The 3,922-nt window shown below is 69.1% G+C and carries 3 protein-coding genes and 1 pseudogene; all 4 read left to right on the top strand.

Translation table 11 applies throughout. The features are described 5' to 3' along the window. A pseudogene (locus AC1DO7_RS40375) lies at positions 1-955 on the top strand (SbcC/MukB-like Walker B domain-containing protein); the annotation flags it as partial. Positions 956-1,341: 386 nt separating this feature from the next. Beyond that, positions 1,342-2,022 (top strand): 3-oxoacid CoA-transferase subunit A, encoded by a 681-nt coding sequence (locus AC1DO7_RS40370; RefSeq protein ID WP_441621893.1) that lies wholly within the window; start codon positions 1,342-1,344, stop codon positions 2,020-2,022. A 20-nt stretch (positions 2,023-2,042) separates the two neighbouring features. Next, positions 2,043-2,687, top strand: coding sequence for a 3-oxoacid CoA-transferase subunit B (locus AC1DO7_RS40365; protein ID WP_441621895.1), 645 nt, complete (start codon positions 2,043-2,045; stop codon positions 2,685-2,687). A 53-nt stretch (positions 2,688-2,740) separates the two neighbouring features. After that, on the top strand, positions 2,741-3,922 hold a 1,182-nt coding region (pcaF, locus tag AC1DO7_RS40360), incomplete at its 3' end, for a 3-oxoadipyl-CoA thiolase (protein WP_477117499.1).

Genomic DNA, 3,922 nt, shown 5'->3' with positions numbered 1-3,922 from the left:
CTTGAGCGCCAGCGTGGCGCGCTGGCCGCGACCGAAGCCGCCATTCGCGCCGCCGATGCCGCCGCGCAGGATGCGGCGCAAGGCCACGCCAGGCTGCAGGGCGAGTGGCAGGCAGCCAGCGAACAGGTACCGCCGGAGCGGCGCGAGCCGGAACAGCTCGCGCGCGCGCTGGAGCAGGCACGACACGAACTGGCCGCATGCGATGCCGCGCTGGCGGCCGCCCAGGCTGCCGACAAGCAGGCCGGCGCCGGTCTTGCCGCGGCGCAGGCGGCGCAGGCGGCCGCGCAGGCCAGCATGGCCGGCAGCGCGCTGCGCGAGCAACAGGCCGACGCGGCATTCGCGGGCGCGCTGGCCCAGGCCGGCTTTGCCACGCCGCAGGCTTATGCCGAAGCGTGCATGCCGGAGGCGGAGTCCGTGCAGCTCGAAGCCCGTGTCCAGCGTTTCGACCTCGACCTGGCCGCGGCCACGGATCGCCGCGAGCGCGCTGCCGCCGCCGCGCGCGACCTGGGTGGTGGAGGCAGCCTCGCTGCGGCTCATGCGCATGAGCCGCAGCCGCTATGAACTACAGCGCGTGCGCGAGCAAGGCGACCTGCGCGCGGCGGGCGGGTTGGACCTGGAGGTGTTCGACCACAACACGGGCATGGCGCGTCCGGCCAATACCCTGTCGGGCGGCGAGGGCTTCCTGGCCTCGCTCTCGCTGGCGCTGGGCCTGGCCGACGTGGTGCAGTCGCGCTCGGGCGGCATCCAGCTCGATACGCTGTTCGTGGACGAAGGATTTGGTACGCTCGACCCGGAGAGCCTGGATTTCGCCATCCATACCTTGATCGACCTGCAGCAGGCCGGCCGGCTGGTGGGCATCATTTCCCATGTGGCGGAGTTGCGCGAACGCATCGATGTGCGGCTGGAGATCCGGCCCGGCGCCTCCGGCAGCCGGGCGGAACTGCAACTGCCCTGAGCGGCCCGGGGGCGACGGGAAAGGCGTAAGCTGCGAAGACCGCCCGCCGCCACCCGTGCCGCCAGCCCGCGGGCCGCATCGCGGCAGGGGTGTCCGGCTAACGCACAAGCGATTTGCCGGCGCCTTGACCGCCTTCCGAGCGGGGGTGTAATCTGTTCATTGTGCGAATTGAGGTTCGCAATTAGAACAAACCAGAATAATAAGAAAAACCAAATTCTGTTGGATTCGTGTCCGGCAGCACGCTCCTGCGGCAATCGCGGGGCGGGCGGGCCGGATGGCCCTTCCGGCAGGACTGTCCGGAGACAGCGTTTCCTGCGCCGCCTGATGTTCCCTCCTTGGCGGCCGGTCCCGGGTAGTTCGTCCGGGCTTTCGGAACTGGAACGCAAGTGATCAACAAGCTATTCGACTCGGTGGAAGCGGCCATGGCCGACATCCACGACGGCGCCACCATCCTGATCGGCGGCTTCGGCATGGCCGGCATGCCGGCACAGCTCATCGACGCCCTCATCGCCCAGGGCGCGCGCGACCTGACCATCGTCAACAACAACGCCGGCAACGGCGACACGGGGCTGGCCGCGCTGCTCAAGGCCAAGCGCGTGCGCAAGATCATCTGCTCGTTCCCGCGCCAGGCCGATTCCTACGTGTTCGATTCGCTCTACCACGCCGGCGAGATCGAGCTGGAACTGGTGCCGCAGGGCAACCTGGCCGAGCGCATCCGCGCCGCCGGCGCCGGCATCGGCGGTTTCTTCACCCGCACCGCCTACGGCACGCCGCTGGCCGAGGGCAAGGAAACCCGCATCATCGACGGCCAGGGCTATGTGTTCGAAAAGCCCATCCACGCCGATTTCGCCCTGATCAAGGCGCAGCGCGCCGACCGCTGGGGCAACCTGACCTACCGCAAGACCGCGCGCAACTTCGGCCCGATCATGGCGATGGCTGCCAATTGCCCCATCGTGCAAGTCAGCGAGATCGTCGAACTCGGCGAACTGGACCCGGAGCACATCGTGACCCCGGGCCTGTTCGTCAAGCGCGTCGTCAAGATCGACGCCGGCAAGACCCCCGTCTGAGCGACAAGGAGATCCAGAACATGCAACGCCTGACCCGCGATCAGATGGCCGCCCGCGTGGCCAAAGACATTCCCGACGGTGCCGTGGTCAACCTCGGCATCGGCCTGCCCACCCTGGTCGGCAATCACCTGCCGGCCGACCGTGAAATCCTGCTGCACAGCGAGAACGGCCTGCTCGGCATGGGCAAGGCGCCCCCCGCCGGCGAGGAAGACGGCGACCTGATCAACGCCGGCAAGCAGCCGGTCACGGTCAAGGCCGGCGGCTCGTATTTCCACCATGCCGACTCCTTCGCCATGATGCGCGGCGGCCACCTCGACTTCTGCGTGCTGGGCGCCTTCCAGGTGTCCGAGAAGGGCGACCTGGCCAACTGGCACACCGGCGCGCCCGGCGCGATCCCGGCCGTGGGTGGTGCCATGGACCTGGCCATCGGGGCCAAGCAAGTGTTCGTGATGATGGAGCACCAGACCAAGCAGGGTGAAAGCAAGATCGTGCCGCAATGCACGTACCCGCTCACCGGCATGACCTGCGTCACGCGCATCTACACGGACCTGGCCACCATCGACGTCACGCCCGAAGGGCTGGTGGCCCGCGACCTCGTCGAAGGCCTGTCCTTCGAGGAACTGCAGGGCGTAACCGGCGTGCCGCTCAAGCAGGCCGCCGCCTGACCGGCAAGCGCCATCCGCACCACGCTTTCACATACAAGCAAGAGAGAGACAACATGACCGAAGCCTTTATCTGCGACGCCATCCGCACCCCCATCGGCCGCTACGGCGGCAGCCTGTCCGCGGTGCGCGCGGACGACCTGGGCGCGGTGCCGCTCAAGGCGCTGATGGCGCGCAACCCGAACCTGGACTGGTCCGCCATCGATGACGTCATCTACGGCAACGCCAACCAGGCCGGCGAAGACAACCGCAACGTGGCGCGCATGTCGCTGCTGCTGGCCGGCCTGCCGCAAAGCGTACCGGGCGCCACCATCAACCGCCTGTGCGGCTCCGGCATGGACGCCACCGGCACCGCCGCGCGCGCCATCAAGTCCGGCGAAGCCGGCCTGATGCTCGCCGGCGGCGTGGAAAGCATGAGCCGCGCCCCGTTCGTGATGGGCAAGGCCACCAGCGCGTTCTCGCGCGACGCGCAGATCTTCGACACCACCATCGGCTGGCGCTTCATCAACCCGGCCATGCGCGCGGCCTACGGCGTGGACTCGATGCCCGAGACCGCCGAGAACGTCGCCACCGACTACAAGATCAGCCGCGAAGACCAGGACCTGATGGCCATGCGCAGCCAGGAAAAGGCCTCGCGCGCGCAGGCCAACGGCACGCTGGCGCAGGAAATCACCGCCGTGACGATCGCCCAGAAGAAGGGCGACCCGCTCGTGGTGGACCGTGACGAGCACCCGCGCGCCACCAGCATGGAAGCGCTGGCCAAGCTGCGCGGCGTGGTCCGCGCCGACGGCACCGTGACCGCCGGCAACGCCTCGGGCGTCAACGACGGCGCCTGCGCCATCCTGCTGGCCAGCGAAGCTGCCGCCAAGCAGCATGGCCTGACCCCGAAGGCACGCATCGTCGGCATGGCCACCGCCGGCGTGGCGCCGCGCGTGATGGGCATCGGCCCGGCGCCGGCCACCCAGAAGCTGCTCAAGCAGCTCGGCATGACCATCGACCAGATCGACGTGATCGAGCTGAACGAAGCGTTCGCCGCGCAAGGCCTGGCCGTGCTGCGCGAACTGGGCGTGGCCGACAACGACGAGCGCGTCAATCCCAACGGCGGCGCGATCGCGCTGGGCCACCCGCTCGGCATGAGCGGCGCCCGCCTGGTCACCACCGCCATGTACCAGCTGCACCGCACCGGCGGCCGCTTCGCGCTGTGCACGATGTGCATCGGCGTGGGCCAGGGCATCGCC

It is taken from the genome of Cupriavidus sp. 05N40, from assembly GCF_056397305.1.
The sequence above is the reverse complement of the archived record's forward strand: the minus strand, read 5'-3'. Positions and strand labels throughout refer to the sequence as shown.

Excerpts from the sequence above, each read along its gene's own strand:
- AC1DO7_RS40365 (WP_441621895.1), top strand. The coding sequence starts at position 2,043 with ATGCAACGCCTGACCCGCGATCAGATGGCCGCCCGCGTGGCCAAAGAC.